This is a genomic window from Kribbella sp. (genome assembly GCF_035687465.1).
GTDB lineage: Bacteria > Actinomycetota > Actinomycetes > Propionibacteriales > Kribbellaceae > Kribbella.
In genome coordinates, this window is record NZ_DASRXP010000320.1 from 14,746 (window position 1) to 40,154 (window position 25,409).

Sequence of the window (25,409 nt, forward strand, 5' to 3'; positions counted from 1 at the left end):
CCCGGCCCTTACCCTCCAGTTACAAAACGCACTCGCCTCACTACTGGAGGTTACTGTGTCCCATCCCGCCCGATGGAACCGCTTGATCCCCCTCGCGCTCGCGGCCGTACTGGCCGTCGGTGCCGGCAGCCAGGTCCAGGCCGCCGCGCCACCCGACCGCAAAGCGCAGGCCTACGAGTCGGCCGAACTGATCCAGCTGCTCCGGGTGAAGACACCGGCCAGTGTGGACAAGAAGCGCCTGCAGACCCTCGACCTCGACCTGGCCGAGTCGTCCGGCCGGGACTACGTCGACGTCGTTGCTTACGGCAACCAGGATCGCAGGCTGCTGCAGCTGGCCGGCTTCACCTGGTCCGTGCTGGAGGACGACCTGGTCGGCGCAGACCGCGAACGCGAGATAGCTGATGCCGCCTATGCGAAGGCAGCCGCCCAGAAGGCTGTGGCAGCCACGTTGCCCAGCGGACGCACGGCGTACCGGCAACTGGCCGACTACACGAATGACATGGCGGCGCTGGCGTCGCAGTACCCGACGAAGGTCAAGCAGTTCACGCTGCGGAACACCTCGCTGGAGAACCGCACGGTCCGCGGTATCGAGGTGAGCCGCGACGTGAATGCGAGCAGCGGGAAGCCCGTGTTCCTGATGATGGGGCTGCACCATGCGCGGGAATGGCCGTCGGGTGAGCTGACGATGGAGTTCGCCTACGACCTGCTGAAGAACGACGGGGTCGACCCGCGGATCACCAACATCCTGGACAAGTCGCGGGTGATCTTCGTCCCGGTGGTGAACCCCGACGGGTTCAACCTGAGCCGCACGCTGGGCTACGAGATGAAGCGGAAGAACTGCCGGATCACCAACGGCCAGCTTCCGACCGCCGGTCAGTGCGCGCAGTCGGCGAACCGGTCCCGCGGCGTCGACCCGAACCGGAACTACTCCGGCTTCTGGGGTGGTCCGGGCGCGTCCAGCAGCCTGACGTCCGAGACCTACCGCGGCCCGAGCGCGTTCAGCGAGCCGGAGACGAAGAACATCCAGGCACTCGTTTCGGCCCACCAGGTGACCACGCTGATCACCAACCACACCTATTCGAACCTCGTACTGCGTGAGCCGGGGTACGCCGGCGCCGGGAACACCCCGGACGAGGCGATCTACAAGGCTCTCGGTGATCAGATGGCCGCGCAGAACGGGTACTCCAGCCAGTTCGGCTACCAGCTCTACGACACCACAGGGACCACCGAGGACTGGTCGTACTACGCGACCGGCGGGCTCGGGTTCACCTTCGAACACGGCACCAGCAGCTTCCATCCGGCCTTCTCGACCGTGGTGAACTACTACTTCGGCTCAGGAAGCACGGCAGGCAAGGGCAACCGCGAGGCCTACCTGATCGCCGCGGAGAGCACGATCAACCCGGCCCGCCACTCGATCATCACCGGGTCCGGACCGGCAGGCGCCGTACTGCGCCTGAAGAAGTCGTTCAACACCAAGACCTGGAACGGCACCAACATCCCCGACGTGCTCGACACGACGATGGTGGTCCCGGCCGGCGGCAGCTACACGTACCACGCGAACCCGTCGACGCGACCGATCACCGTCCAGCAAGGCGGCACGGAGTCGTGGACGCTGACGTGTGAACGCCCAACCGGCCAGGTACTGGAGACCCGGCAAGTGACCGTGGCTCGCGGCGCCTCGGTCACCGCGAACCTGACCACTTGCGCGAGTGTGTTCTAGCCGCTGGTGGATTCTCTGATCTGCAAGGTGTAGGGAACGGTGAGGTCGCGGCGGTCGGCCTCACCGGTTCCCGCGATCCGCTCTAGCAAGACGCCGACTGCGTGCTCCGCCAGCCACTCCTTGTCGGGTGAGATCGTCGTCAAAGCCGGCGAGTGGAAGCGGCCGTCCTCGATGTCGTCGAAACCCACCACCGCAACGTCGCCCGGCACGGACAACCCGGCCTCGGCCAGGGTGCGGAGGGCGCCCAGGGCGAGTAGATCGTTGAAGCAGAAGACCGCATCCGGCGGCTCCGGGAGTTCGAGCAGTGAACGCATCGAAGCGGCACCGTCCTCGCGGTGATAACCCGTTCCGGCCAGCTCGAGAGCCGGATCGTGAGGCAGTCCGGCGGCTTTGAGAGCCTTGCGATATCCCTTGCGGCGAACGGTTCCCGTGCCCGCACCGCCACCGACGCCGATCGCCGCGATGCGCCGGCGGCCGATCGAGATCAGGTGGGTGGTCGCGTCGAACGAAGCCTGGACCGAATCCACGGCAACGTGGTCGAAGGTGCCGCCGGCGTGCCGTTCGCCCAGTAGCAAGAGCGGTTTCGCAGTGTCCGCCAACGCGATCTTGGCCGGCGTGGTGGTGATCGGGGAGAAGATGATCCCGTCGATCAGTTGCCCCCGCATCCCGTCGAGCACCAGTTTCTCGGCCGCGAGTTCACCTTCGGTCTGGTCGATCAGCACGGTGATCCCCCGCTTCTTCGCTGCCCGGGAGATCGCGGCACCCAGTTCGGCGAAGTACGGCGAAGCCATCTCGGGGATGGCCAGGGCGATGAAGTCGGAGCGGCCCTTGCGCAGGGAACGGGCGCTGAGGTTCGGCTTGTAGTCGAGCGCCGCGATCGCCGCCTCGACCTTGGACCGGGTCTGCGCGGTGATGTGCGGGTAGTCGTTGATGACGTTCGAGACCGTCTTCACCGAGACGCCGGCCCGAGCCGCCACGTCACTCAACCTTGTCGCCATCCAAGCTCCTTCCACCAAAGCTGTGCCGAGTGTGCCACGCCGTGGAACGGGTCACGGCCCGGTGACGAGAACCTCAGCAGCGGTGCCCAAGTCTTTACAGCGCATGTCAATCGTTGTAGAAATCCAGGTTAATCGATGTAAACCGTGCGGGAGGACTGATCCAGTGACAGTGGCACGCCTTGCCGTGGACCCGGCGTTCGTCGTCGGCCCGCTGGACCGGCGCTTGTTCGGCTCGTTCGTCGAGCACATGGGCCGCAGCGTCTACACCGGCATCTACGAACCGGATCACCCGGCCGCCGACGAGGACGGCTTCCGCACCGACGTCCTGGACCTGGTCCGCGAACTCGGCGTCACCGCGGTTCGCTATCCCGGCGGCAACTTCGTCTCCAACTACAACTGGGAGGACGGCGTCGGCCCCAAGGACCAGCGGCCGCGGCGGCTCGACCTGGCCTGGCGGGCGATCGAGTCGAACCAGGTCGGCACCGACGAGTTCGTCGACTGGGCCGGAAAAGCAGGGGTGGAGCCGATCTGGGCGGTCAACCTCGGTACCCGCGGCATCACCGAGGCCGTCGAACTGCTCCAGTACACGAACCTGCCGGCCGGCACCGAGTTGTCCGACCGCCGGGTGGCCAACGGTCACGAGAAACCGCACGACATCCGGATCTGGTGCCTGGGCAACGAACTGGACGGTCCCTGGCAGATCGGTCACAAGACCGCCGAGGAGTACGCCCGGCTGGCCGAGGAGACCGCCAACGCGATGCGGCGGGTCGATCCCGACCTGGAACTGGTCGTCTGCGGATCGAGCAACGCGTCCATGCCCACCTTCGGTGAGTGGGAGCGCGTGGTACTGGAGCGCACCTACGACCTGGTCGACCACATCTCCCTGCACGCGTACTACGAACCGGCCGGCGATGACCGGGCGAGCTTCCTGGCCGCCGCCGAGGGGATGGATCGCTTCATCGGCTCGGTGGTGGCGACCGCGGACCACGTGAAGGCGCTCAAGCGCAGCGACAAGGAGCTGACCCTGTCGTTCGACGAGTGGAACGTCTGGTACCAGGACCGCTTCCCCGGCGAGCTCGGGCTGAAGATCCGCGAGGCCACCGGCCTGATCGAGGACGTGTACGACGTCGACGACGCGGTCGTGGTGGGCAGCCTGCTGATCACCCTGCTCCGGCATGCCGACCGGGTGAAGATCGCTTGCCAGGCGCAACTGGTGAACGTGATCGCCCCGATCCTGACCGAGCCGGGCGGCCGCGCCTGGCGGCAGACGATCTTCCACCCCTTCGCGCTGACCGCGCGGCACGCGGGCAATCGCGTACTACGAACCGAGGTCGCCGGCCCGCAGGTGGACACCCAGGCCTTCGGTACCGTCTCTGCGCTCTGGACCACCGCGACCGCCAACGACGAGACCGGCGAGGTGGTCGTGTTCGCGGTGAACCGGAGCGAGACCGAGACGATCGGGCTGGAGGTTCCCCTGCACAGCTTCGGCGAGCTGGAACTGACGGAGCACCTGGCTCTGTACGACGACGACCGGGCCGCTGTGAACACCGCCGACGACCCCGATCGGGTGGTCCCGCGCGAACTGGATGGCACCACGGTCACCCATGGCATCTGCACGGCCACGTTGCCCCCTGCCTCGTGGCACATGATCAGGCTCTCCCCTGGAGGTACACGGTGAACACCATCAACCGGCGACTCGTGCTGGGTGGTATCGGAGCATTGGGCGCGGCAGGCATCCTGGCCGGTTGCGGCGAAGGGTCGTCCGGCAAGCCCGGCGCGGCCCCGGCCACCGGCGACGGCGGTGCGAAGGGCTACGACGGACCGAACGTCGAACTCGACTTCTGGAACGGCTTCACCGGCGGCGACGGCCCGTTCATGAAGCGGCTGGTCGACCAGTTCAACACCGAGCACCCGAACATCAAGGTCAAGATGACCGTGATGCAGTGGGCCGACTACTACACCAAGCTGCCGACCGCGGTCGGCAGTGGCCGTGGTCCCGCGGTCGCGATCATGCACGTGGACTCGCTCGCCACCAACGCGGCGCGCAACGTGATCGAGCCGCTGGACGACGTGGCGAAGGCACTCGAGCTCAAGCAGGAAGACTTCGCCGATGTCGTCTGGAAGGCCGGCGAGTACAACGGCAAGCGGTACGGCATCCCGCTGGACGTGCACCCGCTCGGGTTCTTCTACAACAAGAAGCTGATGACCCAGGCCGGTCTCGATCCGGCCAAGCCGCCAACCACCGCCGACGAGTACGCCGCGGCGCTGGACGCGTTGAAGGGTAAGGGAATCCAAGGCCACTGGGCCACGCCCTTCCAGTTCACCGGCGTGCTCAGTGTCCAGGCGCTGCTGTGGCAGTTCGGGGGCGAACTGTTCAACCCGGAGTCGTCGAAGGCGACCTGGCACGAGGAGCCTGGCGTCAAGGGGCTGAGTTGGTTCGTCGACCTGGTGAAGAACGGACACAGCCCGAAGAACGTCGCGCAGGACGCCGACAACATCGCGGTGATGAACGGCAAGAACGCCTTCGTCTGGAACGGCATCTGGAACATCAACACGTTCAAGGAGAAGAAGGGCCTGGAGTGGGGCGTGGCTCCGCTGCCGAACATCGGCGGGACCAAGGCCGCCTGGGCCGGGTCGCACCAGTTCTGCCTGCCGAAGCTGAAGACGCCGGACCAGAACAAGTCCACCGCCGCCCGGGTGTTCGTGAGCTACGTCAGCCAGAAGTCGCTCGAGTGGGCCAAGGGCGGCCAGGTGCCGGCCCGCAAGCAGGTCCGCGAGTCCGCCGAGTTCAAGGCGCTGCCGGAACAGGCCTCGCTGGCCACCCAGATCGACGACCTGCACTTCCCGCCACCCGTTCCCGGCATCGGTGACGCGCTGGCCGAGCTGAACAAGGCCGTCAACGAGGCCGTGCTGCTGAAGGCGGAGCCCGGCAAGGCGCTGGCGGACGCGTCGGCCCGGGCCGACAAGATTCTGGAGGCCAACCGCAAGAAGTACGGCGCATAAGGATGCCCACCGCTGCACCTCCTGCCACGCCGGTGGCCGATACCAGCGCAGGCGCCGTCCGCAAGCGCCGTACCCGCGCTTCGACGGGGGTGCGCGGGTACGGCCGGGCGACGCCGTACCTCTTCCTTGCTCCTTATCTACTGCTGTTTCTGCTGTTCGTGATCGGGCCGGCGATCTTCGGCTTCTGGATGAGCCTGCACGACTGGGATTTCCAGTTGCCGGGCAAGCCGTTCGTCGGACTGCAGAACTACAAGGACCTGTTCGACCCGCTGTCGGCGACCGCCGAGCCGTTCTGGCACGGCATGCGGGCGACCGGGATCTTCACGCTCGCGTCGGTGCCCTTCCTGGTCGGGTTGCCACTCGGTCTGGCCGTTCTGCTGAACCGTCACTTCCCGGGCCGGACCTTCTTCCGGGCCGTGTACTTCGCGCCCTTCGTGCTGGGCGTGGCGGTCGTCGGACTGATGTTCCGCTACATCCTGGACACCAGCTTCGGCATCCTGAACGCGTTCCTCGGGGTGTTCGGCATCGGCGAGATCGGCTGGACCACCGACCAGCCGTGGGCGTGGATCGCGCTGGTCGGGGTGACCGTGTGGTGGACCGCCGGCTTCAACTCGATCATCTACCTCGCCGGTCTGCAGGACATCCCGGCCGAGCAGTACGAGGCGGCCGAGTTGGACGGGGCGAACAAGTGGCAGCAGTTCCGCAACGTCACCCTGCCGGGCCTCCGGCCGGTGAGCGTGTTCATCGTGACCATCACCCTGCTGGCCAGCGCCAACATGTTCGGCCAGTCGACGCTGATCACCCAGGGCGGGCCGGGTGACGAGACCAGAACCGCGTTGATGGTGATGCTCGACACCGGCTTCAGCCAGTTCCGGATGGGCCAGGCGACCGCGATGAGCTACCTGCTGGCGCTGTGCCTGGCGGTCGTCTCGATCATCGCCTTCCTGCTGCTGAGGGAGCGCAAAGCATGAGGCGCCGGCCGTCCGTCGCGTTCTGGATCCTGGTGATCCTGCTGACCGTACTGGTGATCGCCCCGCTGCTGTGGATGGCGATCACCTCCTTCAAGTCGATCGGCGAGTCGCAGGCCTCGCCGCCGACCCTGGTACCGCAGGATCCGACCGGGCGCGCCTACGGGGAGATCCTCACCACGGGCGGTCAGAACCCGGTCCTGCGCTGGGCGCTGAACAGTTTCGCCGCGGCGGGCCTGCACGCGCTGGTGGTCGTGGTGGTGGCGTCGATGGCCGGCTACGCGCTGGCCCGGATGGAATTCGCGTTCAAGCGGACCATCTTCGGCGTCATCATGCTGACGCTGTTCGTGCCCGGCTTCGTCTTCCTGATGCCGAACTACCTGCTGATGGACAGGTTCGGCTGGCTCGACACCTTGTGGGCGCTGGTCGTTCCCGGCGCGGCGGGTGCCTTCGGCGTCTTCTTCATGCGGCAGTTCTTCCTGGCCATCCCGAAGGAACTCGAGGAGGTCGCGCAGATCGACGGCGCGAACGCCTGGATCATCTTCACCCGGATCATCCTGCCGAACGCCAAACCGGCACTCGCCACCCTGACCGTGCTCTCCTTCCTGTCGAACTGGAACGACTTCGTCTGGCCGCTCTACGTCCTGTTCAGCCCGGAGCGGCTCACCCTGCCGGCCGGTCTGAGTCTGCTGCAGGGCGCCTACACCACGGACTACCCGGTGATCATGGCCGGCGCGACCGTGGCCGCCGTCCCTGTCCTCATCCTTTACGTCTTCGTCCAGCGCTACGTGATCGAAGGTGTCGCTCGTAGCGGCATCAAAGGTTGATTCAGTTCTTCGAGAGGGGACCCGCCCGTGCCTCCTAGACAATTCCTCGCCGCAGCACTCGCTGTGGCCGCGGTGACAGCCGGTACTACGGCCGCCGTCGCTGCCCCGCCTGCTCCGGCAGCCACCACCACCAACGCCATCTCAGCATCCTTCGCCGACACTTTCGCCGACCCGTCCGTGATCCAGGGACGCGACGGCTACTGGTACGCCTACGCCACCTCCGATCCTTTGGTTGCCAATGGCCCCTTCGGCCTGATGCACATGGCCCGGACCAAGGACTTCGGCTCCTGGGAGTACCTCGGCACGGTCTTCAACGACGCCACCAAGCCCGCGTGGGCCGCACCGGGCTCGTTCTTCTGGGCACCGGACATCCGCTACTTCGACGGCCGCTACGTCATGTACTTCACCGTCACCGACACCCTCGCCAACCCCGGTGGGGATCCCGCGATCGGCGTCGCCACCGCCCCCACACCGACCGGCCCCTGGATCGCGACCGACGGCCCGGTGGTCGCACCGAAGCCAGACGGCAACGGCGGCTTCTTCGGCACCATCGACCCCGCCATGCTGACTGCGGCGGACGGCAAGCGCTACATGTACAGCGGCGGCTTCTACGGCGGCATCTCCGTCACCGAACTCTCCTCCGACGGTCTGCACGCAGTTGGTACTCCTACCCAGGTGACCGTCGGCGACCGCTACGAGGGCGCGTACGTCGTTTACCGCGACGGCTGGTACTACCTGATGGGCTCCTCGATGAACTGCTGTGCCGGGCCGACCACCGGGTACTCCGTCTTCGCGGGCCGGTCCAAGTCTCCCAAGGGCCCGTTCCTGGACGCCACCGGTGCGAGCCTGAACGAGTCGCGCGTCGGCGGCACCACCGTGATCACCCAGAACGGCAACAAGTGGATCGGTCCGGGCCACCACGCGTTCCTCACCGACGCGGCCGGCCAGGACCACATCGTCTACCACGCGATCGACCGCGGCACCCCGTGGTTGACCGACCCGTTCGGGATCAACCGCCGGCCGATGCTGATCGACCGGATCGACTGGATCGACGGCTGGCCCCGCACGCGGGCCGGGCTCGGGCCGTCGGAGACACCGCAGCCCGCGCCCACCACAGGATCGGCAGCGGGGATCAACTCGACGGACCCGGCCCCAGGCATCCACGGTGCGACCAGGCTGGCTGGTGACCAGCTTGGCGGTCCGAGTGCTGCTGTCCGCGGCGTCGCTGCGACCAAGCAGTCCGCACCCGGTGGCTCGCTCCGCGTGGACGCTGACGTGCGGCTCGGCAGTCAGTCCTTCACCACGGTGCTCGGCGGCGGATCGGTCGTCGCGACGGTCTCGGCGACGAAGGTCAGCCTTGTGGTCGGTGGCCGCGTTGCGACTGCGGTGCTGCCTGCGGACTTCGACCGCTCACAGTGGAACAGGCTCAGCGTCCAGGTGTCCGGGGATACCGTGACGGCCCGGGCGAACGATGTCGGGCTCGGTGACGTTTACGCCGAGGCGCGACTCGTAGTACCGGGGTTGAAGGTGCGGTCGGCTCCGGTGAGTTGGCTGGGCTCGGCGGAATTGGACAACTTGACCGTACGGGCCGTGGCAACACCGGTCCGCCGGTTGGCCGCAGTACCGGAGACAGGGAAGTTGCTGGCAGGCGACGAGTTCAACGGTGGTGGGCTCGAGCCCGGGTGGAACTGGGTACGGCCCGACGCCAAGGCAGTCGTTGCTGATGGCAAGTTGTCCTGGCCGCTGCAGAACACCGATCTGGTCGGCTCCGGCAACAACGCGGGGCTGCTCTTCCACGACACTCCTGCCGGGAACAGTTGGATCGCGGAGACGAAGTTGCACCTCGATCTGGGCGAGGGCGACATCCGCAACTACCAGCAGGCCGGGATGATCGCGTACCTGAACGACGACGACTTCGCCCGCCTCGGTGACGTGGCGATCTGGCGGACGAGGCAGACCGAGTTCGGTCGTGAACTGGTGGCGCGTTCAGACGGCGCGACCAGCTACGGCGGTGCTGCGATCGGTCGTCAGGCGTCGACCTTGTGGATGCGGCTTGCCTACAACCGCAATGCTGCCGGAGAGCACGTCTATCGGGCAGGGACGAGCACCGACGGAGTGAAGTGGACCTGGGGTGCTTCCTGGGTACTGCCGGCCGGGGCGACGCCCCAGCTCGGGCTGTACGCGCACGGCGACCAGACCGGCTCCAACCCGCCCCCGGTCGCAACGTTCGACTACCTGCGGTTCTACACGAGCAAGTGAGGGGTCTACTGGGGGCGCTGCTGTTATTGCTGGCTCTGATCGGCTGTGGCGGTGGCGACCCCAGTAGTCCTAGCGAAGGGGCAGCGATGGGCTTCACGAATCCGGTGTACGACAACAACTTTGCCGATCCGCACGTGATCGCGGTAGATGACGGGTACTACGCCTTCGCCACGAACGGGCCGCTCGGCAACATCCAGACGCTGAAGTCCGCTGACCTGGTGACGTGGGACCAGGTGGGCGATGCGTTGCCGGAGCTCCCCGCCTGGAGTTCGCCGGGGAAGGTGTGGGCGCCCGAAGTCGCAGTACAGGCTGCTGATCGCTACGTCATGTACTACACGACCGCGGATGACGAGTCGCAGCGGCAATGCATCGGCGTCGCGGTGGCGTCGAGGCCGGAAGGTCCCTTTGTCGACAAGTCGAGCAAACCGTTGATCTGTCAGGCGGACGAGGGTGGTTCGATCGACGCGAGCCCGTTCACCGACTCGACCGGACAACGCTGGCTCTACTGGAAGAACGACGGCAACGCGATCGGCGTCGACACCTGGATCTACGTCTCCAAGCTCTCGCCCGACGGCCTCACGCTGATCGGCGAGACCATCCGCCTGATCAAGCAGACGCTGCCGTGGGAGGGCAATCTCGTCGAGGCGCCGTACATGGTCGAACGCGAAGGCAAGTTCCACCTCTTCTACTCCGCCAACGCCTACGACAAAGAGACCTACGCCGTAGGCCACGCCCTCTGCGCAACACCCACGGGCCCCTGCACCAAATCAGGAGACCCCATCCTGACAACCTCCCCCGACGCCGCCGGCCCTGGCCACAACATGGTCCTCCAGAAAGACAACCGCTACTGGTTCATCTACCACGCCTGGGACCCAGCCCTAGTCGGCTCCGACCCACCCGGCCGCACCATGTGGCTCTCCGAACTCACCTGGACCGCCGACACTCCCACCGTCCAACCACCCCTCAAAACCAACCCAGCCTCGCCTTAACCACCATCGCTGTCGGGAACGACAGGAGGTAGTCGGCGGTTGAGCCGGGCGCCACGCTCAGGACGGTGGCGGTCGGGGGCAGTGCGGGCACTACCTCCTGTTGTTCCCGACAGCCCTGCTCAGGACGTCGACGAGGATCGCGAGGGCCGCGTGCAGGTCGGGGTCGGTGGGGGTGGCGTAGCCGATGACTAGGCCGGGTGGGCCGGGGGTTGATCGGCGGTAGTCGGAGAGAGGGGCTACTTGGACGCCGGCGGCGCGGGCTTGGGCGGCGACGGCTCGGTCGTTGGTGGTGGGCGGTAGGAGCAGGGTGATGTGGAGGCCGGCGTCCTGGCCGATGATGCGGCCGTACGGTGCCAGGACGGAGCACGTGTAGTTGCGGCGGTCGGCGTACAGGCGGCGGCCGCGGCGGACGACCTGGTCCAGGTAGCCGTCGCGCAGCATCGCGAGCAGGGCGGCCTGCATCGGCCAGCCCGGCCAGTCCCCCGACTGCGCCCGGTACGCCGCCAGCCGGTCCACCACAGCTGGTGAGGCGACGAGCCAGCCCAGTCGTAGAGCGGGGCTGAGCATCTTCGACAGGGTGCCGAGGTGGACCACCTGGTCGAGATCCAGTTGGGCCAGCGCGGGCAACGGCGCCACATCGTACCGGAACTCGCTGTCGTAGTCGTCCTCGATCAGGGTCGCGCCGGTCCGCCGCGCCCACCGGATCAGTTCGTTGCGTCGGGCAACTGGTAGCCGGCCGCCGAGCGGGTACTGGTGCGACGGCGTGACGTAGACCGCCGACAGGTCGTCCTGCAGCGCCGACACCTTCAGGCCGTCCGCGTCCACAGGGATGTCGACGACCTCGAGTCCGTGATCGCGAACGGCCCGGACGGCATTGAGATAGCCCGGATCCTCGATCGCGATCCGGGCGCCCGGCTGCTGCGTCACGCTGAGCAGGAGCCGCAACCCGTGCGTGGTGCCGTTCGTGATCAGCAGGTTCTCAGGCTCGCAAGCGATCCCGCGCACCCGTCCGACATGTTCTGCCAGCTCCGCCCGCAGCGCCGGCAACCCAGCCGGATTGTCGTAGCCACGCGGCGGCGCCTGCGTCGACACCTCGCGCCACGCTCGCCGCCAGCCCGCATCCGGCTCGGTCGCGATGTAGGGGATCCCCGGCCGGAGTGTCAGCAACGCCTCCGACTCTTCAGGAACGGGCTTGCGTCGCTGACGCACCGACGGCTGCAGCGGTACTACGTCCGCCACGTAGGTGCCCGATCCGGTCCGTCCCGCGATCCACCCCTCGGCGTGCAATTGGTCGTACGCCGCCTGGGCCACCGACCGCGACACCGCCAACTCCAGGGCCAGATCCCGGGTGGACGGCAACCGGTGCCCGGCCTGGAGCCGACCGTCCCGCACAGCCGCCCGGAACTGCTCCGCCAACTGCAGATGCAGCGGCACACCGGCGTCGCGGGTGAGCGTCAGGGGCAACGAGCTATCCAAAGTGGACTACCTGATTCGAAGGGGAATGGACCGTGCCAGCATGCCATTGACGCCTCACGCTGGTTCACATGACCATCACCGTCACGCCGCTGCAACCGACTCCCCGGACCTCGCTGCGTCGCTCCAAGGACCGCGCCGCGACCGACCGCGACGCCCTGTACGACGTACTCCGTGAGGGCATGTTCTGCCATCTCGGGTTGATCCTCGAAGGAGACCCGGTCGTCCTGCCCACGGCGTACGGGGTGGACCTCGGGAAGGGGCCGGACGGGACGCTCTACCTGCACGGCTCGGTGGCCGCGCGGAGTGTGGTGGCGGCGCCGGAGCAGACGATCTGCGTGACCGTGACTCATACGGACGGCTTGGTGCTGGCCCGCTCGGCGTTCCATCACTCGGTGAACTACCGGTCGGCGGTGATCTTCGGAACGCCGCGGCTGGTCGAGGATCCGGACGAGAAGCTGCATGGACTGACCACGATCGTCGACCACTTGGTGCCGGGCCGCTCCGCGGGTAGCCGCCCGCCGAACCGCAAGGAGCTGGCCAAGACGTCAGTCCTGGCTATGCCGTTGACCGAGGCCTCGGTGAAGACCCGCGGCGGCGGCGCGAACGACGAAGAGCAGGACCTCGACCTGCCCTACTGGACAGGCGTGATCCCGCTCCGCGTCGTCGCCGGCGAACCCGTCACCAACGACGATTGCGATCTACTGGTTCCGGCCCACGTGCGGACCAGGGCCAACCTCCTGGGCGCACCGTCATGAGCCCGGCCCTTTCCACTTGGTGAACGCGTTGAGCTGTCACGCCGCCGTGCCCTTGTTGTAGCTCTTCTGGGCCCAGAAGTAGCCGACCAGGGCGATGGCCAGGCACCAGGCGATGGCGAGCCAGCCGTTGCTGCTGTCCATCGGCATGCCCAGCAGCAGGTGGCGCAGGGCGTCGATGATGATCGTGAACGGCTGGTACTCGGCGAACCAGCGGATGCCGCTCGGCATCGACTCCAGCGGGATGAAGGTGTTGCTCAGGAAGGGCAGCAGCAGGCTGATCGGCAGGACGATGTTGCTCGCCCCCTCCGCGGTCTTACTGGTCAGGCCCAGGGCGATCGCGAACCAGGTCAGGGCGACGGTTAGCGCGACCAGCAACCCGGCCGCCAGCAGCCAGTCCCCGAACGACGCGTTCGGGCGGAACCCGATCGCGATGGCGAATCCGACCACCAGGGTCAGGCTGATGATCGTCAGAATCACATTGGCCAGCACGTGCCCGGTCAGGACGGCCGGCCGGAAGATCGCCATCGTCCGGAATCTGGCGACGATGCCCTCGGTCATGTCCATCGCGGCGCTGACCGCGGGGGACATCGTCCCGGACGCGATCGACATCAGCAGAATGCCCGGGGTGAGGAAGTCGATGTAGTCGAAGCCCCTCCCGCCGCCGAGACCGGCCGAGAAGGTGTCGCCGAAGATGAGGCCGAACAGCAGCATCATGATGACCGGCATCCCGAGGGCGCCGAGGGACAGGCCGGGGTACCGCAGGGCGTGCCGCAGGTTGCGGCGCAGCATCGTGGCGGTGTCGGCCATTGGGTAGGTCGCGGTGCTCATTTGCTCATCACTTTCTGGTCGGTGGTGTCGTTGGCGGTCGGCTGACCGGTGACGGCGAAGAACACGTCGTCCAGGTCGGGGGTGTGGACGGTCAGTTCGTCCACCTCGAGGGAGGCGTCGTTGATCCGGGACAGCAGGGCCTGCAGCGAGTGCACGCTGCCGTCGTTCGGCACCTGGAGGACCAGGGCGTCGTCGTCGCGGGAGGCGGTCGGCAGCACCTGGGTGGCCAGCGTGTACTCCTCCGGCGCGTTGAACCGGAGCCGGATATGCCCACCCGGTGCCAGCCGCTTCAGCTGTGCAGGGGTGCCTTGGGCAACGAACTTGCCGTGATCCAGTACTGCGATCTGGTCCGCGAGCTCATCCGCTTCGTCCAGGTACTGCGCGGTCAGCAGGACCGTGACTCCACCGGCGACGAGTTCACGGATGAGCTGCCACATGCTGTGCCGGCTCCGCGGGTCGAGCCCGGTCGTCGGCTCGTCCAGGAAGATGATCCGCGGGCTCCCGACCAGCGTCATCGCGAGGTCGAGCCGGCGCTTCATGCCGCCGGAGTACGTCATCGCGAGCTTCTTGCCGGCCTCGACCAGGTCGAACTGCTCCAGCAGTTCGGCTGCCCGGCGGCGTCCTTCGCGCCGGCCGAGATGAGCCAGATCGGCCATCATGATCAGGTTCTCCTCGCCGGTCAGCAGACCGTCGACCGCGGAGAACTGGCCGGTGACGCCGATCGCGGCGCGGACCGCTTCGGGGTCGCTGTGCAGGTCGTGCCCGGCGACCCGGATCTCGCCGGCGTCGGCGGTGATCAGGGTGGACAGGATGTGCACGGCCGTGGTCTTGCCGGCACCGTTCGGGCCGAGCAAGGCGAAGATGGTGCCTTCGGCAACGTTCAGGTCGATGCCGTCGAGCACGACCTTGTCACCGTAGGCCTTGTGGAGTCCGGTCACGTCGATCGCCGGGGTCGCACTGTTCATGGGGTCCTCGCTTGTTTTTGGGCAGGGTGAACCTGACCCAGGTGGCTGATGTGGTGTGGAGGAGGAGGTTTCAGGCGTGCTGAACCATCCGGCCGGCTCTATGCGTCGAACCGCCGTTGGTGGGGAAAGTTCAGTTGGGGGGTAGGTGGACCGTCAGATGTCGAGGTCCTCGACGGTGGGCTGGTCAGCCGCTTCCTCGACCATCGCGTAGAGGTCGTCCGGGATCAGCGCGCGCAGTTCCTCGACGGTCTCGACGACGTGCAGGGTGGCCTCGCCCTGCGCCATGCTCCAGGTCTGGTTGCTGCTGAAGCTGCCGATCCAGCTCCGCCAGCCGGTGTAGTTCTGCTCCTCACCGTCGACGGTGGTGACACTGCTGTACTGCTGGCGCCGGTCGGCGTGCAGGACGAACTTCCCGGTCCGGCTGCGGTACACCTTGAAGGCCTCGTAGCCGTCCTTGTTGGATCGGCCACCCTCGGCGAGCAGGACGCCGGAGAACCGCTGTTGGCGGCCTGTTCCGCGCCCGACCCGGACGGTGATCTCTTCGAAGCCCTCGAGCCGGCCTTCCTCCATCTCCACGTACCGCCGCAGCGCAAGGGAGATGGCTTGGGACAAGTTGCCGGCGAGTTCCTGGGCCCGCTTGTAGAGGGGCTGGTCGTCGTCGGAAACGTAGATCGTCTTGTTCGGCATGTCTCTCTCCTCCTACGTAGAACTATACGTATGGCCTACGTACATGTCTACATATATTCCTGACGAGTCCCAGGCGGCCTGACAGGATCGGTCGGGTGACGACTCCTGAGGCCCGCTATGACCAGCTGACCGACCGTGCCGAAGCCGTGTACTCCGAGGGCCGGCAACGCGAGGCTCTTGCCCTTTTCGAGCCGGTGGATCCACGGGCCGTCGATCCTGACCGAGGACGACGATCTTGCGACTCTTCAGCCGTTGCCCGGATTTCGGCGGGTGGTCGCCCTGTCCCGCGAGCCCGCGGCAGGCGTCGTAGTACTGGCTCCGGCGCTGCGGGAACCGCCGGCCCGCAGTCGTCCGCGTTCGGGCTCACCGTCGAACGGCTGCCCGGACTGGGGCATGAGTTCCCCGCGGACTTCGCGGCGCGACTGGCCGTCGTCCTTCGGGGCTAGCGGGGTGAGTAGAGCCAGGGGTGCTTGAGGTCGAAGAAGGCCGGCATGCCGGTGGACAACGAGTTCATTTCGTCCATCTGCGCCTTGAGCTCCGGCGGCGGCTCCTTCTTCTCGCCCTCCCGGGCCGCCTCCTCGGAGGTGAAGAACATCTCCATCGTGTACTCGCCGTCGCCGTACATGGCGGCGACACTGCCGACGAGGTCAGGCCGGAAGTCGGCCCACTTGTCGGAGTCCTCGCTCATCAGTTCCCGAGCACGGTCAGGATCGGAGCCCCGGCCCTGCATGACCTGGACGAATCCGGCCGAGTCCGGGTTGCCGACGAGATCCGTGACCACATCGTTGCTGTCGTGGAAGGTGGCACCGTCGGGGAACAGCGACGACAGGTCGCTCCACCACTTGTCCTGCTCGGGCTGGGCGCTGTTGCGCTGGGCGTCCTGCTCGGACTCGAAGCGTGCCAGTGCGATGAACTGCCCGTCGTCGGTGACTCCTGCCGTCGTGCCGAGCCAGCCGTTCGCAGTGGGCGCGAGCTCCTCAGCCCACCGGTCGAGCGCGGCGTGTGCCTGCTCGGCGTCTGTCACCTGCCCCTGAATTACCTGTACGAACATCGTGAGACCCTCCCCTGTGTCCCCAGGCCGCTGAACGCTGCCGACGTTACGCCGGGCGATCAGACCCGTCGACGGCTCAGGTCCCGCGCGACCGAGGATTCCTCCCCAGCTGTGGATAAAGGGGTGATCAAACCTTGATGATCCACAGATTTGGCCGATTTCTCCCCAGAACGGTGCGAAACCTTGGGAAAACCTGGGGAAAACCTCGCCAAAAGCTGTGCACAGCTGGGGATACCAGTGTGGATAACTCAGGAGCTAGAACTTAGATCCACTGCGTGGAGACGACGAAACCGACCGCGATCAGGCCCATGCCGATCAGCAGGTTCCAGTTGTTCAGGTCGCGCATCACCGGGATGTCCTCGCCGGCCACATAGAAGACGACCAGCCAGACCAGTCCGAGCAGCCAGCAGCCCAGCATCAGCGGCGCCACCCAGACGCGGCTGGAGGTGCGCGGCTTCTTCGGAGTCTTCTGCGGCTTCTCCGCGGTCGACTTCTTCTTGTTCCGACTGCTCGACTCGGGCACGGCTGGGCTCCTTGTAGCGGACACTAAGGTGAGTGGTGTCGCCTCGGTTCGCGAGGCTGTCACCAGCCACACCACTGGGTCTGGCCTCGGTTAGCGTAGTGCAGACGAGAGTATGGGGTTCACGGTGAGCAGGCTCAGGCGTATCTCGCTCTGGCGCGTGGGTGCGCCAGTCGCGCTGCTGTGCGCTGGTCTGCTGTTCGCGACGAGCGCCACCAACGCCCGTGGCACCGATCTCCGTCCTAGTCGCAACACTACGCTCGCTGGCCTGGTGGAGGAACAGAGTCGCCGCAGCGCCACCCTGACCCGCCAGCACGCCGCGCTGAGCCAGGACATCGAGCAGTTGCAGACCCAGCAGGGCTCGATCGAGCCGAAGCTGTCCAAGCAACTCAAGGACCTGTCCGAAGCGGTCGGTACGACGCCTGTCACCGGCCCGGGTCTGACCGTGACGCTGAAGGATGCGCCGCCCGAGGTGGTCAAGGACAACCCGGATGTCGACGCCGACTGGCTGGTGATCCACCAGCAGGACATCCAGGCCGTGGTGAACGCGCTCTGGGCCGGTGGTGCCGATGCGATCTCGATCCAGAACCACCGGGTGATCTCGACCACGGGGATCAAGTGCGTGGGCAACTCCGTGGTCCTGCACGGGGTCCCGTACCTACCGCCGTACCGGATCACCGCGATCGGCGACCGGCAGAAGTTGCAACAGGCGCTGGACGACTCGAAGTACATCGAGAACCTGCAGGACTATGTGGTGAAGTTCCAGCTGGGCTACGAGGTGAAGTCCCAGTCGTCGATCGCGATGCCGGCGTACGAGGGGTCGCTGGACCTGCAGAGCGCGACGGTGCCGGGCTTCGAGGCCACCCCCTCCGCGACCCCGAGCAACAGCGGTCGCTAAGTGGTCGGCACCTGTCAGAATGGTGCGCATGCCACGGATCCTCGTCGTCGACAACTACGACTCCTTCGTCTACAACCTGGTGCAGTACCTGCAGCAGTTGCAGGCCGACACCACCGTGCTGCGCAACGACGAGGTCAGTCCGGACCAGGTCTCGGAGTACGACGGAGTGCTGCTGTCGCCCGGCCCAGGTACGCCGGAGGAGGCCGGGGCGTGTGTGGACATCGTCAAGGAGACGGGCGGCGAGGTCCCGATCTTCGGCGTCTGCCTTGGCCTGCAGGCGATCGGCGTCGCGTACGGCGGTGTCGTCGGCCGGGCCGACGAACTCCTGCACGGCAAGACCAGTGAGGTCTTCCACGAAGGCGTGGGCGTGCTCGCCGGACTGCCTTCGCCGTTCACCGCGACCCGCTACCACTCGCTCGCGATCGCCGAGGACAGCGTGCCGGACGTCCTGCAGGTGACAGCGCGGACCGAGGCGGGCGTGATCATGGCCGCGCGGCACCGCGATCTGCCGGTCGAGGGAGTGCAGTTCCACCCCGAGTCCGTGCTCACCGAGGGCGGCCACCGGATGCTCGCCAACTGGCTCGAGATCTGCGGCGACCCGGACGCGGTCGCCCGCTCGGCGGGGATGGCTCCCGTAGTCAGCTGATCTGGACGCGCCAACTGATCCAACGCAAAGGCCGCGGGACCCTTGGAGATCCCGCGGCCTTTGGTGCGTCCTGGCTACTCGCCGTTGCCCTCGCCTGGGCCGCCGTTACCTTCGCCCGGGCCGCCGCCACCGCCGGGCAGCGTGATGGTGGGCGACGACGGGGTGTCGGTCGGAGACGGGGTGTCGCTCGGTGATGGCGTCTCCTCGGGCTGGATCGCGATCGTGATGATCACCTTGGTGCCCCTGTCGACCTTGGAATTCGGCGCGACGCTCTGCTTGACCACGGTGCCCGGGACAGCCCCTGACGCAGCCTGTTCATAGCCGACGGCCAGGCCGAGGGCCTTCAGCGCGGCCGTTGCGTCATCCTGGTTCTGCTTGATCAGGTCCGGCACCGTGACCTTCACAATGCCGGTGGAGATCGTCAGGGTGAACTCGGTCCCCGGGCCGTAGCTCTTGCCCGGATCCGGGCTGACGCTGAGCACGGTTCCGGCCGGCTCCTCGCTGTCCTGCTCCTTGGCGTTGGAGGCGACCTCGAAGTTCCCCGGGGGTGCCCCCAGCAGGGACCTGGCCTCGGACTCCGTCTTCCCGATCACGTCCGGGACCGGGAAGGTGTTCGGCCCGGCGGATACCACCAGATTGACCGTGGAGTCCTTGTCCACCATCGTGTTCGCCGTCGGATTCGAGCTGACGACCAGCCCCTTCTCCACCGTGGCACTGGCCGCCTGGGTGGAGGCCACCTTCAGCCCCAGGGCCGTCAATTGACCGGTCGCCACGTCAAGCGTCTTGCCCGACACAGCCGGGACAGCCACCTGCGTCGGCGTGTTGGCGGTGTCGTCGCCGCCCAGGTTGGTGATGATCGCGTAGGCGCCGACCGCGAGAGCCACGATCGCGAGACCGAGCAGGAAGTACGCCAGCCCGCGATTCCGCCGGGCCCGCGCCGCCTGCGCCTCGTCGTCGCCGTCGTCCGGCGGCAGAAGGTCGTTCGGCTGGGTCTGCCCGTACTGCGGACCGCCGGCCATCGCAGGAGCGACCGCGGTCGCCGGGATCGCCCGGGTCTCCGCGACCGCGGCCATCGGTGCGGTCACCTGCTGTCCGGCGAGCACCCGGTGGATGTCCTGCCGCATCTCGTTGGCGCTCTGGTACCGGTGCTCGCGGTTCTTCGTCAGCGCCTTCAGGACGACGGCGTCGACCTCCGGCGGGATGTCCGGGTCGAAGGCCGACGGCGGGGCCGGCTCCTCCCGGACGTGCTGGTAGGCCACCGACACCGGCGACTCACCCACGAACGGTGGCCGCCCGACGAGCAGTTCGTACAGGAGGCACCCGGTCGAGTACAGGTCGGACCGCGCGTCGACGGTCTCGCCCCGGGCCTGCTCCGGCGACAGGTACTGCGCGGTGCCGATCACCGCGGCCGTCTGGGTCATCGTGGACGAGGTGTCCGCGACGGCCCGGGCGATGCCGAAGTCCATCACCTTGACCTGGCCCTGCGGGGTCAGCATCACGTTGCCGGGCTTGATGTCGCGGTGCACGATGCCGGCCCGGTGGCTGTAGTCGAGCGCCTCGAGCACGCCGGAGGTGATCTCCAGGGCGCGCTCGGGCATGATCTTGCGGCCCTCGCGGATCAGGTCGCGCAGCGTCTTGCCGGCCACGTACTCCATCACGATGTACGGGATGGTGATGCCGGAGCCGTTCGGGTCCGGTTCCTCACCGGTGTCGTAGACCGACACGATGGTCGGGTGGTTCAGCGATGCCGCGGACTGTGCCTCGCGCCGGAATCTGGCCTGGAAGGTGGAGTCGCTGGCCAGATCGACCCGGAGCCGCTTGATCGCGACAGTGCGTCCGAGCCGGTTGTCGACGCCCTTGCGGACGTCGGCCATGCCTCCCCGGCCCAGGGGTTCGCCTTCTTCGTAGCGCCCGCCGACGAGACGTGCCTGCGATGTCATTACTCTGCCTTCCAACCTGCGCGGATCGGACCTGTCCGGAACACACTCAATTTGCCCAAGGTAGCCGCAGCCACACGTGAGCCCCCGTTGGCTAGACGCACTGTCAGTGAATCATTCCGCGAAGTCATCGACCCCGGTGGTGGGGCGGGGAACGGATTCATTGGCCCAGCACCGCCTGAATCACCTTTTTGGCGATCGGGGCGGCCAGCGTGCCGCCGGCGATGTCGGTGCGCGGGACGTTCGCGTCCTCGATCATCACCGCGACGGCGATCTGCGGGTCGTTGGCCGGCGCGAACGCGGTGAACCAGGCGAACGGCGGCCGATCCGGCGAGGTCTGCGCCGTACCGGTCTTGCCGGCCACCTGGACGCCGTCGATCCGGCCCGGCTTACCGGTGCCGTTGTTGACCACGTCGATCATCATCTGGGTCAGCTGACTCGCGACCTCGGGCGTGACCGCCTGGTGCAGCGACTCCGGCTTGGTCTCGGACACCGTCTTCAGGTCCGCCGTCTTCACGTTCTGGACCAGGTACGGCTTCATCACGTCGCCGCCGTTGGCGATCCCGGCCGCCACCATCGCCATCTGCAGCGGGGTGGACTGGACGTCGAACTGACCGATCGCGGACTGCGCGACCTGCGGGGCGTTCGGGTCGGCCGGGAACTGGCTGGCGACCGCGCCCAGTTCCGGCAGCAGCTTCTCCCCGAAGCCGAATTTCTCCGCCTGCTCGCGGAGCGCGTCCGCGCCCAGGTCGAGACCGACCGAACCGAACGCGGTGTTGCAGGAGAGCCGCAGCGCGACCGTGAGTGTCGCGTTGTCGCTGCCGCCGCAGTTCTGGAGGTTCTCGTTCTTCAGCGGGGTGGTGGTCTGCGGCAGTTCCAGCTCGGCAGGAGAGCGGACCTTCGTTTCGGGGGTGTACCTACCGCTCGACAGTGCGGCGGCCGCCGTGACCAGCTTGAACGTCGAACCCGGCGGATACAGCTCCCGGATGGCCCGGTTGGACATCGGCTTGTTCGGGTCCTCGAGCAGCTTCTTCCAGGTCGTGCCGACCTTGTCCAGATCGTGGCTGGCCAGCTGGTTCGGGTCGTACGAGGGTGTCGAGACCATCGCTAGGACCTTGCCGGTCTTCGGCTCGATCGCGACGACCGCGCCCTTCTTGTTGCCCATTGCGCTGTATGCCGCGAGCTGGGCTTTCGCGTTCAGCGTCAGGGAGACGCTCGCACCCTGCTGGCGACGGTTGGTGATCACGTCGACCACCCGGCGGAACGCCAGCGAGGGGTCCGACCCGTTCAGCTCGGAGTTCTGGGTCAGCTCGAGGCCGGCCCGGCCGTACAGGTAGGAGTAGAAACCGGTGACGGGCGCGTACTGCGGGCCGACCCGGTAGGTCCGCTGGAATTCGAACTGGTCGTTCGACTCCTTGCTCTCCGCGATCGGCGTACTGCCGACCAGGATCGGGCCGCGGTCCACCGAGAACTGCGAGTCGCGGACCCGCCTGTTGTCGTTGCGGCCGTTGAGGTCGTCGGCCCGGAACGCCTGCAAGTAGGTCGAGTTCGCCATCAGCGCGAGCATCAGGACGATCGCGGCCACGGCCAGTCTTCGGATGGCTGAGTTCACTGCTTCTGCACCGCCAGGGCGATCGTGTCGTCGGAGACCGGCGCCGCAGGGGTCTGGGGCCGGCGGGCCTGGTCACTGATTCGGAGCAGCAGCGCGACGATGGCCCAGTTCGCCACCAGCGAGGTGCCGCCCAGCGCCATGAACGGTGTGGCCAGGCCGGTCAACGGGATCAGCCCGGTGACGCCGCCGACGATCACGAACACCTGCAGGGCGAACGACATCGCCAGACCGGTCGCGAGCAGCTTGCCGAAGATGTCCCGGCAGCCTAACGCGGTACGCAAACCGCGCTCGACGATCAGCGTGTAGACCAGGATGATCGCGATCATGCCGGTCAGCCCCAGCTCCTCGCCGAACGAGGAGATGATGAAGTCGCTCTGGGCATAGAACTGGAGCAGCTCCGGCCGGCCCTGGCCGAGTCCGCGGCCGAGCACCCCGCCCCATGCCTGCCCCATCAAGGCGTTCGATACCTGACCGCCGACCTCGTTGAACGGGTGCAGCCAATCCTCGACCCGCTTGTGCACGTGACCGAAGGTGGCGTACGCGAACCAGGCCCCGGCCGCGAACAGCAGTCCACCGATCAGGAGCCACCCGGCGCGTTCGGTCGCGACGTACAGGAGGAAGAGGAACAGGCCGAAGAACAACAGGGAGGAGCCGAGGTCCTTCTCGAAGACCAGCACCCCCAGGCTGACCGCCCAGGCGATCAGGATCGGGCCGAGGTCGCGGGCCCGGGGCAGGTCCAGGCCGAGGAACCGGTGCCCGGCCAGGGTCAGCACGTCCCGCTTCACCACCAGGTAGCCGGCGAAGAAGACCACCAGGCAGAGTTTCGCGAACTCGCCGGGCTGGAACGACATGCCGAGGAAGCGGACCCAGATCTGCGCGCCGTTGATGTTGACCCCGAGGCCGGGGACGAGCGGCAGGACGAGCAGCAGAAGACCGGCCAGGCCCGCTGTGTAGGTCAGCGCCTGGAGTCGCCGGTGGTCCCTGATCAGCAGGATGACGACCAGGAACAGGACGATGCCGACCGCGGTCCAGGTGATCTGCTGCGGAGCCGCCGGACCTCTCGGATCGCGGCCGGCCTCCTCAGCGGCCTTGGCGAGTCCGAGGTCGACCCGGTGGATCATGGCGACCCCGAGGCCGTTGAGGAGCACGGCGCAGGGCAGCAGCACCGGATCGGCGTACGGGGCCCGGTAGCGGAGGGCGAAGTGGGCGATCAGGGCGAGCAGGCCGATCCCGGCGGCGTAGTACCCGGTGCTGGCCGGGACCTTGTCCTGCACGGTGAGGCCGATGTTGACGTAGGCGGCGACGGAGACGCCGATAGCCACGATGAGGAGCCACAGCTCCACCCCGCGCCGGGTGCGCGGGATGATCTGGATGACGGAGGTGGACGCGATACTCATCGGACGCCGTCGCAGTCATCGGGGTTGTCCGATCCGTTCGACGGCGTCGATGCCGGTGTGGAGGGCGGAGTGCTCGCCGGCGGCTTGGCCGAGGTGGCCGGCGTACTGGGTCTCGGGGTGCTGGGCTTCGGCGGGGTGGGCTTGGGGGTCTGCTTGGCCGCGCACTCGTCGGCGGTCCGCTGCAGTTCGGTGATGATGCCCCGGGCCGCGGTCAGATCGTCCGCCTGGATGGTGCCTTCCACCTGCTCCCGGCTGTACGTCGGCAGCTTGTCCACCTGCAGTGACTGGACCTCGTAGATGTTGGACAGGTTGAGCCCGGGGATCTGCTCGTCCACACCCTTGAAGATGGCCACGTAGTCGCCGTCGGTGCCTATGTAGTACTGGTTCTGGGTCCAGCTGTAGGCGAACCAGCCACCACCCGCGATCAGTCCGAGCACGACGACCAGCACTGCGAGGCGCCGCAACCACAGGAACCGCTTCGGAGCCCGCGGCGCATACCGCAGTTCCTCCGGATCGAAGTCCCCCCCGCGGCCGTCGTTCTCCTCACCACTGCCCGGTACTGCGATCGTGTGCTCGGTCCGGCCGGTACCACCCTGCGCGAGCTCGGCGGCGGCCCCGACGAGTTGCGGGGTATCCCCACTGGCGGGTGCGGTCTCGATGACGTCCGCGACGACGCAGGTGACGTTGTCGTTCGACCCTGCCTCGAGCGCGTGGGTGATCAGCTCGACCACGACGGAGTCCGGCGTACCGTCCGACATCGAGGTGGCGATCACCGCGTCGCTGACGTAGTCGGGCAGACCGTCGCTGCACAGCATCAGGCGATCGCCGGCCTGCACGTCGAGGATCTGGAGGTCCGGGTCGGAGTCCGGACGGCCGTCGAGCACGCGGAGGATCAGGTTCCGGTGGGGGTGGGTGAAGGCCTCTTCCTTGGAGATGCGGCCTTCGTCGACCAGGGACTGGACGAACGTGTGGTCGTGGCTGAGCTGCTCCAGCCGCCCGTCGCGCATCCGGTAGGCCCGGGAGTCGCCGAGGTGCGCGAGCCCGAGTTGCTGACCGTCGAACAGCAGCGCGGTCACGGTCGACCCCATGCCCTCGCGCTCGGGGTCCTCCTCGACCAGTTCGGAGAGCCGCTCGTTCGCGCGGTGCACTGCTCCGGCGAGGGCCTCGATCATGTCTTCGCCGGTGATGCCCGGCTTGTCCAGCCGGCGGATCACCTGGACGGCCGCGGCACTGGCGACCTCACCGGCGGCGGCACCACCCATACCGTCGGCGAGCAGCAGCAGGTGTGGACCGGCGTACGCGGAGTCCTCGTTGTTGCGGCGGACCCGTCCGACGTCGGACAGTGCGGCGTAGTCGAGCGACAAGGTCATGGGCGGCGGCCTACTTCGCGATGTTCAGCGTCGTACGGCCGATCCGGATCGAACCGCCGATCTCGGCAGGCACCGGACGGGTCACCCGCTGACCGTCCAGGTAGGTCCCGTTGGTGGAGCCGAGGTCCTCGACCCACCACTCGCCCTCGGACTGGAACAACCGGGCGTGCCGGGTGGACGAGTAGTCGTCGTCCAGCCGGATCTGGCAGTCCGAACCACGGCCGATCACCACCGGCTCGTCGCCCAGGGTCGCGCCCACGCCGGCCTGCGGCCCGTCGGCGATCGTCACCGAACCCGGCTGGCCCTTCCGCTTCTTGGTGGGCTTGACCGGCTTCGGGGTGCGGCCGTTGTTCTGCGCTACGGGCGCGGCGACCGCGCGGCTGTCCACCTTGGCGCCGAACAGGTCCGACCTGATCACGGAGAGGACCGCCAGGACGAACATCCACAACAGGGCCAGGAACCCCAGTTTGATCAGGGTCAGTGTCAGTTCCGACATGGAAGGC

Annotated in this window: 23 protein-coding genes; 11 read left to right on the top strand and 12 right to left on the bottom strand. The window is 67.3% G+C overall.

Features of this window, described 5'->3' with window-relative positions; translation table 11 throughout:
• Positions 1 to 82: 82 nt before the first annotated feature.
• Complete coding sequence (locus tag VFG33_RS16310; RefSeq protein WP_325053715.1) at positions 83 to 1,720, top strand: M14 family metallopeptidase; 1,638 nt, start codon at positions 83 to 85, stop codon at positions 1,718 to 1,720.
• Here the strand turns inward: VFG33_RS16310 and VFG33_RS16315 are convergent.
• Positions 1,717 to 2,718 carry a LacI family DNA-binding transcriptional regulator gene (locus VFG33_RS16315; RefSeq protein ID WP_325053716.1) on the bottom strand — a complete coding sequence of 334 codons (1,002 nt, stop codon included), beginning with the start codon at positions 2,716 to 2,718 and terminating at the stop codon, positions 1,717 to 1,719. The two genes, VFG33_RS16310 and VFG33_RS16315, sit on opposite strands and share 4 nt — an antisense overlap.
• Before the next feature lie 169 nt (positions 2,719 to 2,887).
• Here VFG33_RS16315 and arfA point away from each other — a divergent pair, with 169 nt between their 5' ends.
• The 6 genes from arfA to VFG33_RS16345 all read left to right on the top strand — a co-directional run bounded on the left by arfA (position 2,888) and on the right by VFG33_RS16345 (position 10,764).
• Positions 2,888 to 4,396: an arabinosylfuranosidase ArfA gene (arfA, locus tag VFG33_RS16320; protein ID WP_414672960.1), complete on the top strand. Its 1,509-nt coding sequence runs from the start codon at positions 2,888 to 2,890 to the stop codon at positions 4,394 to 4,396.
• Positions 4,393 to 5,721: an ABC transporter substrate-binding protein gene (locus VFG33_RS16325; protein ID WP_325053718.1), complete on the top strand. Its 1,329-nt coding sequence runs from the start codon at positions 4,393 to 4,395 to the stop codon at positions 5,719 to 5,721. Before arfA ends, VFG33_RS16325 begins: the two co-directional genes overlap by 4 nt.
• A gap of 2 nt (positions 5,722 to 5,723) precedes the next feature.
• A complete protein-coding gene (locus tag VFG33_RS16330; protein ID WP_325053719.1) occupies positions 5,724 to 6,692 on the top strand; it encodes a carbohydrate ABC transporter permease in 969 nt (322 codons plus the stop codon).
• Positions 6,689 to 7,516: a carbohydrate ABC transporter permease gene (locus VFG33_RS16335; RefSeq protein ID WP_325053720.1), complete on the top strand. Its 828-nt coding sequence runs from the start codon at positions 6,689 to 6,691 to the stop codon at positions 7,514 to 7,516. Before VFG33_RS16330 ends, VFG33_RS16335 begins: the two co-directional genes overlap by 4 nt.
• Positions 7,517 to 7,543: 27 nt before the next feature.
• Complete coding sequence (locus VFG33_RS16340) at positions 7,544 to 9,775, top strand: family 43 glycosylhydrolase (protein WP_325053721.1); 2,232 nt, start codon at positions 7,544 to 7,546, stop codon at positions 9,773 to 9,775.
• Between the two features lie 86 nt (positions 9,776 to 9,861).
• Entirely contained in the window at positions 9,862 to 10,764 is a 903-nt protein-coding gene (locus tag VFG33_RS16345; RefSeq protein ID WP_325053722.1) for a glycoside hydrolase family 43 protein, read from the top strand.
• Positions 10,765 to 10,854: 90 nt separating this feature from the next.
• On the opposite strand, the gene pdxR is transcribed toward VFG33_RS16345, so the two are convergent.
• Complete coding sequence (pdxR, locus tag VFG33_RS16350) at positions 10,855 to 12,228, bottom strand: MocR-like pyridoxine biosynthesis transcription factor PdxR (RefSeq protein ID WP_325053723.1); 1,374 nt, start codon at positions 12,226 to 12,228, stop codon at positions 10,855 to 10,857.
• 80 nt (positions 12,229 to 12,308) lie between these two features.
• Between pdxR and VFG33_RS16355 the strand changes: the two genes are divergently transcribed.
• Positions 12,309 to 12,995, top strand: a complete 687-nt coding sequence (locus VFG33_RS16355; RefSeq protein WP_325053724.1) for a pyridoxamine 5'-phosphate oxidase family protein — start codon at positions 12,309 to 12,311, stop codon at positions 12,993 to 12,995.
• 36 nt (positions 12,996 to 13,031) lie between these two features.
• Here VFG33_RS16355 and VFG33_RS16360 read toward each other — a convergent pair whose 3' ends face one another.
• The 3 genes from VFG33_RS16360 to VFG33_RS16370 form a co-directional block, all read right to left on the bottom strand.
• Positions 13,032 to 13,823 (bottom strand): ABC transporter permease, encoded by a 792-nt coding sequence (locus VFG33_RS16360; RefSeq protein WP_325053725.1) that lies wholly within the window; start codon positions 13,821 to 13,823, stop codon positions 13,032 to 13,034.
• Positions 13,820 to 14,788: an efflux ABC transporter ATPase subunit, DrrA-related gene (locus VFG33_RS16365; protein ID WP_325053726.1), complete on the bottom strand. Its 969-nt coding sequence runs from the start codon at positions 14,786 to 14,788 to the stop codon at positions 13,820 to 13,822. Before VFG33_RS16365 ends, VFG33_RS16360 begins: the two co-directional genes overlap by 4 nt.
• 153 nt (positions 14,789 to 14,941) lie before the next feature.
• A complete protein-coding gene (locus tag VFG33_RS16370; RefSeq protein WP_325053727.1) occupies positions 14,942 to 15,475 on the bottom strand; it encodes an EXLDI protein in 534 nt (177 codons plus the stop codon).
• A 95-nt stretch (positions 15,476 to 15,570) separates the two neighbouring features.
• Here VFG33_RS16370 and VFG33_RS16375 point away from each other — a divergent pair, with 95 nt between their 5' ends.
• A complete protein-coding gene (locus VFG33_RS16375; RefSeq protein ID WP_325053728.1) occupies positions 15,571 to 15,921 on the top strand; it encodes a hypothetical protein in 351 nt (116 codons plus the stop codon).
• Here VFG33_RS16375 and VFG33_RS16380 read toward each other — a convergent pair.
• The gene (locus tag VFG33_RS16380; protein ID WP_325053729.1) at positions 15,918 to 16,526 is read right to left on the bottom strand and encodes a hypothetical protein; all 609 of its coding nucleotides are present in this window, start codon (positions 16,524 to 16,526) and stop codon (positions 15,918 to 15,920) included. The genes VFG33_RS16375 and VFG33_RS16380 overlap by 4 nt on opposite strands.
• A gap of 262 nt (positions 16,527 to 16,788) precedes the next feature.
• Positions 16,789 to 17,049 carry a cell division protein CrgA gene (locus VFG33_RS16385; RefSeq protein ID WP_325053730.1) on the bottom strand — a complete coding sequence of 87 codons (261 nt, stop codon included), beginning with the start codon at positions 17,047 to 17,049 and terminating at the stop codon, positions 16,789 to 16,791.
• 268 nt (positions 17,050 to 17,317) lie between these two features.
• Between VFG33_RS16385 and VFG33_RS16390 the strand changes: the two genes are divergently transcribed.
• Entirely contained in the window at positions 17,318 to 17,944 is a 627-nt protein-coding gene (locus VFG33_RS16390; protein WP_325053731.1) for a DUF881 domain-containing protein, read from the top strand.
• 28 nt (positions 17,945 to 17,972) lie between these two features.
• The gene (locus VFG33_RS16395; protein ID WP_325053732.1) at positions 17,973 to 18,590 is read left to right on the top strand and encodes an aminodeoxychorismate/anthranilate synthase component II; all 618 of its coding nucleotides are present in this window, start codon (positions 17,973 to 17,975) and stop codon (positions 18,588 to 18,590) included.
• 74 nt (positions 18,591 to 18,664) lie between these two features.
• On the opposite strand, the gene pknB is transcribed toward VFG33_RS16395, so the two are convergent.
• The 5 genes from pknB to VFG33_RS16420 all read right to left on the bottom strand — a co-directional run bounded on the left by pknB (position 18,665) and on the right by VFG33_RS16420 (position 25,402).
• Positions 18,665 to 20,530 (bottom strand): Stk1 family PASTA domain-containing Ser/Thr kinase, encoded by a 1,866-nt coding sequence (gene pknB, locus VFG33_RS16400; protein WP_325053733.1) that lies wholly within the window; start codon positions 20,528 to 20,530, stop codon positions 18,665 to 18,667.
• A 157-nt stretch (positions 20,531 to 20,687) separates the two neighbouring features.
• Positions 20,688 to 22,139: a peptidoglycan D,D-transpeptidase FtsI family protein gene (locus VFG33_RS16405; RefSeq protein WP_325053734.1), complete on the bottom strand. Its 1,452-nt coding sequence runs from the start codon at positions 22,137 to 22,139 to the stop codon at positions 20,688 to 20,690.
• A complete protein-coding gene (locus tag VFG33_RS16410; protein ID WP_325053735.1) occupies positions 22,136 to 23,536 on the bottom strand; it encodes an FtsW/RodA/SpoVE family cell cycle protein in 1,401 nt (466 codons plus the stop codon). The genes VFG33_RS16405 and VFG33_RS16410 overlap by 4 nt, the downstream gene beginning before the upstream one ends.
• Positions 23,533 to 24,906 carry a PP2C family protein-serine/threonine phosphatase gene (locus VFG33_RS16415; protein WP_325053736.1) on the bottom strand — a complete coding sequence of 458 codons (1,374 nt, stop codon included), beginning with the start codon at positions 24,904 to 24,906 and terminating at the stop codon, positions 23,533 to 23,535. The genes VFG33_RS16410 and VFG33_RS16415 overlap by 4 nt, the downstream gene beginning before the upstream one ends.
• Before the next feature lie 10 nt (positions 24,907 to 24,916).
• Complete coding sequence (locus VFG33_RS16420; protein ID WP_325053737.1) at positions 24,917 to 25,402, bottom strand: FHA domain-containing protein FhaB/FipA; 486 nt, start codon at positions 25,400 to 25,402, stop codon at positions 24,917 to 24,919.
• Between the last annotated feature and the right edge of the window lie 7 nt (positions 25,403 to 25,409).

Excerpts from the sequence above, each read along its gene's own strand:
- VFG33_RS16355 (WP_325053724.1), top strand. The coding sequence starts at position 12,309 with ATGACCATCACCGTCACGCCGCTGCAACCGACTCCCCGGACCTCGCTG.
- VFG33_RS16330 (WP_325053719.1), top strand. The coding sequence starts at position 5,724 with ATGCCCACCGCTGCACCTCCTGCCACGCCGGTGGCCGATACCAGCGCA.
- VFG33_RS16370 (WP_325053727.1), bottom strand. The coding sequence starts at position 15,475 with ATGCCGAACAAGACGATCTACGTTTCCGACGACGACCAGCCCCTCTAC.
- VFG33_RS16345 (WP_325053722.1), top strand. The coding sequence starts at position 9,862 with ATGGGCTTCACGAATCCGGTGTACGACAACAACTTTGCCGATCCGCAC.
- VFG33_RS16315 (WP_325053716.1), bottom strand. The coding sequence starts at position 2,718 with ATGGCGACAAGGTTGAGTGACGTGGCGGCTCGGGCCGGCGTCTCGGTG.
- pknB (WP_325053733.1), bottom strand. The coding sequence starts at position 20,530 with ATGACATCGCAGGCACGTCTCGTCGGCGGGCGCTACGAAGAAGGCGAA.
- VFG33_RS16380 (WP_325053729.1), bottom strand. The coding sequence starts at position 16,526 with ATGTTCGTACAGGTAATTCAGGGGCAGGTGACAGACGCCGAGCAGGCA.
- VFG33_RS16420 (WP_325053737.1), bottom strand. The coding sequence starts at position 25,402 with ATGTCGGAACTGACACTGACCCTGATCAAACTGGGGTTCCTGGCCCTG.
- VFG33_RS16410 (WP_325053735.1), bottom strand. The coding sequence starts at position 23,536 with ATGAGTATCGCGTCCACCTCCGTCATCCAGATCATCCCGCGCACCCGG.
- VFG33_RS16360 (WP_325053725.1), bottom strand. The coding sequence starts at position 13,823 with ATGAGCACCGCGACCTACCCAATGGCCGACACCGCCACGATGCTGCGC.
- VFG33_RS16415 (WP_325053736.1), bottom strand. The coding sequence starts at position 24,906 with ATGACCTTGTCGCTCGACTACGCCGCACTGTCCGACGTCGGACGGGTC.
- VFG33_RS16395 (WP_325053732.1), top strand. The coding sequence starts at position 17,973 with ATGCCACGGATCCTCGTCGTCGACAACTACGACTCCTTCGTCTACAAC.
- VFG33_RS16335 (WP_325053720.1), top strand. The coding sequence starts at position 6,689 with ATGAGGCGCCGGCCGTCCGTCGCGTTCTGGATCCTGGTGATCCTGCTG.
- VFG33_RS16365 (WP_325053726.1), bottom strand. The coding sequence starts at position 14,788 with ATGAACAGTGCGACCCCGGCGATCGACGTGACCGGACTCCACAAGGCC.